Below are 4,004 nucleotides of genomic sequence, written 5' to 3'. Positions count from 1 at the left end.
TGCTATGGACCGAGTAGTAGGCTACGGTTTAAAGAAGAAAAATTCGACAAAAGAAACACACTTACAAATGCTTAAATAAAGAACCTAATTGATATCAATTAGGTTCTTTGTACCGATAATATAGGTTATGTAAACTCTATTATAAAAATCAAACTTTAACATCGACTAAAGCATGATTATTATTTAAGCTAATATAAAACGGCTAAGTTGACTCTTTTAGCTCATTTATTTATTGAATTCATTAATTGAAAGAAGTATTCAGGTTTATGAGTTTTATTTAGATTATACCATGAATGCAATGTATCTGGTGTAAATACATCTAGTTTTTTCAATACTTCCATCGCAAATTCCAGAGGCGCTACTCCTGATGCCGTAACCAAATTCTCACTAGATACTGCAGGTCCCACCTCATAAAATTTTTCTCCTTTATAATGAGGACAGACCATTTTAATATACGCTAAGTCATTGCTTGTATGCTTTCTAGAATCTAAGTATCCATTATTAGCCAGTCCTACAGTTGCACCACAAATGGCAGCAACAATTGTACCAAGCTTTAAAGCTTCGCCAATTTTTTTCAAGATGGGTTGATGAATATCTTCTCCCCAAGTATCCCCTCCGGGTAAAATAAAAAGATCTTTACTCTCAAGAGTACACTCATTAAGAGAAATTTCTGGTTTTATATTTAGTCCTCCCATCGTTGTAATCATTTCTTTATTCGTTCCTACTGTAACTACTTTTAAAGGGGCTAAATCTTTTTTGAAATATCTTCCTGAATTTAGTTCAGCAATTAAATATCCATATTCTCAGTCTGACATTGTATTAAATACATAAAGATAAACTTTTTTTGTTTTCATCCCATAACACTCCTATCACCATTGATATAACCTATTATAATATACCCAGGCCCTTATTTGGTTATATATTACTTTTTTGTAATATTTGTTATGATATTAGAGCTGTACTACATATATTCTTTGTAAAGGTGGATTTTATGTGAGTGAAAAAGCTGTGAAGAGGGAACCAGGTTTTATTTTCTATTTTACGATGGCAATCGGTGGTGTGGCATTAGCCTATCTGGATAGCCATTCCTTCCATCTCGTTGATCGTTTACTTTCTTATGTTAATTTTTGAAGTTAAATAGAGGATGTCATATGTATATGTATGACATCCTTTTAATTCGCTTATTCAATCTTTCTTTTCCACTAAACGTCCGTAAAAGTATACTTAAGAGGAAAAAGTGAAACTCATGTTATACTAAAAGAAAAGAAGAAATCACGGAGGATATCATGACAAAGCGATTAGATTTACGTGTCGATTTTGCCTTTAAATCTCTTTTTGGAACGCATGGAAATGAATCCATTTTAGCAGCTTTTTTAAATGCAGCTCTACGTTTACCAGAGAAAAAGAAAATTACGACCGTTCACTTATTAGATCCACATTTTAATAAAGAAAATCAGGAAGATAAACGATCCATTCTTGATGTTCATGCTCGGTTAGAAGATGGAACTCGTATAAACATTGAAATCCAACTCAATAATAAGCATGATATGGAAAAAAGAACGCTTTATTATTGGTCCAAGATGTATAGTAGTCAGATGAAAGAAGGAATGGACTATGGTGAGCTATGTCAAACGATTACCATTAACATTGTAAACTTCCGTTATTTGTCTCATATCAATCATTATCATTCAGTCTTTCAGTTATACGAACGTGAAGAAAAATTATTACTAACGGACATGTTAGAAATTCATTTTATGGAACTTCCTAAACTTTTGATTAAGTGGCGTAGAAAAGAAGTCGATCCACGAGAAGATCAATTAGTAAGGTGGTTATTATTACTTGAAGCATCGGAAGATGAAGAAATCACTCAAGTATTGGAGGAGATTGCGATGCAAGAAGATCAAGTATTGAAGAAAGCAATAGATGAATGGGAACGTGTTAGTCAAGACCCAGAGGTCTTACTGGCTTATGAAGCAAGAAGAAAGGCTTTATTGGATGAAAAATCTGCTTTAAAAAGAGCTGAAAACCTTGGGGAAAAAAGAGGCATCTTGAAAGTTGCATTAGGTATGATTCAAGAAGGCATGGATAGTAAAACAATAAGTAAACTGACAGGACTTGCACAAGAGGAAATTGAGAAACTTCGCCACCAATAAATTACCCAAAATAAGCAGTGTCATGAGCACACTGCTTATTTTTATTTGTTTAGTAAACATAGATATCTCAGGTTCTTATAAGATACATTATGGTAAATAGGTTTGCATATAGTATACAAAGAGTTTTTAAACAAAAGAACGATTATATTTTCAGTAAGATTATATAAAATTACGGTATAATTTGTAATAAAATAATTCGAGGGGTGTTTATAATTAATAATTTGGAGTATGAAACATAACAACGCTGTTTATCTATCCGAGCTCCTCCTTTTAATAGTCAAAGCCATATAAATCGTAAAAACTATTATTAGGGAGGATTTTAGAATGAAAAAGGACAAACAATTTTTAAGCTTTATAGATCATATGAACAATAAGTTTACTGGAAGGGGAAGAAACCTAGTATGTAAAGGTTCTTCTCCTTTTATCTTATCTAAACTTAATTAAAATTTATTACTTTGTATCTGTAGGTAAGTTCACTGATCCACCAACAGTAGAAGGTGAAAGAGAACTGGAAGAATTAACACTGTGTTTTAATAACATTTTTACTGCATTTTCCGGTAACTGGTTAGACCTCTCACTTATAAATGGCATACGGCCTTCTCCTGTAGAATTGTAAGAAACTACGACTAGTTTTTTTTCATCTTCACTAGGAACAGTTAACTCTAGGGGAGCACGCCTTACTTGCGGATGGATGTCCTCCTTGAATATTGTGGGCTCTCTATTTATAAGTATTTCATAAAAATAGCCTTCGTGAATCGACCCAATTGTTTGTCTAGATTACTCATTAATATATCCTCCTAATGTCGATATAAATACGAATGTACTGATATAGTATCAGTTAGAAATAAATATGGTATTCAACTTATATTTAAAACTTTATCGTGTTAGGATGAAACTTCCGTAAAAAGGGGAAACTAGGCAAAACGTTTCTGGAGAGTGACCAAACATGGCTTATATCGAAGGACAAATGATATCAGGTGACTTTGACGAAGAAATAAATACTTTTTCATTAAAGTCAATCAAGAACTTTCAAACGGCAACTAGTCTTAAAGAAAATCAATTAAAAGATATCTACCATTATTTAAAACAGCATGAACATGAAAAAGATGGACAAATCATTTCTTTTTATGATCAAATGCTTGTCCCACTGTCTCAGGAGGAAGTGAAAGTGCTGTTAGATGACATTATGAGAGTTCAGTTATTGTATCGATAAGGGGGCAAAAAATTCAAAATATCTGTCTGTTAGTTTATTAGGGAAAGAAACAAACAAAATAAAGAATAATTAAAGTTCTTATTTTGTATTTAGTGATGGGGTTTATAAGAAATAAAAGCTAGATGCAAATCTCCTTGTTGTTACCTCATTCTTGTCTATTCATGTATAGAGGCTTTTTGTTCATTTTTTTAGCAGGTTACCTGAATGGAAAAACTCCCCACACATACCACAACCACCCTTGTCGTACCTTTAACAAAGGTCTAACTATATCAATATATAGGTATATGAAGCTATAAAACGGTTCATACTACTAATGTATTCCCCCATATGTAAAAACCCTTTACTCAGCAAAGGGTTTCTTTTTATCACATAAAATTCAACATTTGTAGTTTACATAAGATGTATGGTTCTGGTGCAAACATTGCATTTGGCTAAAACAGGTATATAGATTACTAGTGGAATTTGTTCTTATGCAGTTAATCCAAACAGTTGATGAATGAATTTCACTTGTTTTTGGACAGACTTTTCCCTTTGAATATACCCCTGTCAAGTAGACACTACAAAAAAGGCAGTGGTTATGACGCAGCCATTCTTCGATATTCCATGGGAGAACGGCTGTGTAACTTTAATTGAATTCT

Annotated in this window: 4 protein-coding genes and 1 pseudogene; 4 read left to right on the top strand and 1 reads right to left on the bottom strand. The window is 32.7% G+C overall.

What is annotated here, in order from left to right; all coding sequences use genetic code 11:
* Positions 1-4 precede the first annotated feature (4 nt).
* Complete coding sequence (locus MOC86_RS27625; protein ID WP_419146699.1) at positions 5-79, top strand: DUF4260 family protein; 75 nt, start codon at positions 5-7, stop codon at positions 77-79.
* A 142-nt stretch (positions 80-221) separates the two neighbouring features.
* On the opposite strand, the pseudogene MOC86_RS27080 reads toward MOC86_RS27625, so the two are convergent.
* Positions 222-854, bottom strand: a pseudogene (locus MOC86_RS27080) (type 1 glutamine amidotransferase family protein).
* A gap of 139 nt (positions 855-993) precedes the next feature.
* Between MOC86_RS27080 and MOC86_RS27075 the strand changes: the two are divergent.
* The 3 genes from MOC86_RS27075 to MOC86_RS27065 all read left to right on the top strand — a co-directional run bounded on the left by MOC86_RS27075 (position 994) and on the right by MOC86_RS27065 (position 3,366).
* Positions 994-1,131, top strand: a complete 138-nt coding sequence (locus MOC86_RS27075) for a hypothetical protein (protein ID WP_268586979.1) — start codon at positions 994-996, stop codon at positions 1,129-1,131.
* A gap of 155 nt (positions 1,132-1,286) precedes the next feature.
* Positions 1,287-2,153, top strand: a complete 867-nt coding sequence (locus MOC86_RS27070; RefSeq protein WP_268586978.1) for an Rpn family recombination-promoting nuclease/putative transposase — start codon at positions 1,287-1,289, stop codon at positions 2,151-2,153.
* A gap of 946 nt (positions 2,154-3,099) precedes the next feature.
* Positions 3,100-3,366, top strand: a complete 267-nt coding sequence (locus MOC86_RS27065; protein WP_243519682.1) for a hypothetical protein — start codon at positions 3,100-3,102, stop codon at positions 3,364-3,366.
* The last annotated feature ends 638 nt before the right edge of the window (positions 3,367-4,004 follow it).

The sequence above is a fragment of the Priestia endophytica genome (assembly GCF_026790145.1).
In the GTDB taxonomy this organism is placed as follows: Bacteria; Bacillota; Bacilli; order Bacillales; family Bacillaceae_H; genus Bacillus_I; species Bacillus_I endophytica_A.
The sequence above is the reverse complement of the archived record's forward strand: the minus strand, read 5'-3'. Positions and strand labels throughout refer to the sequence as shown.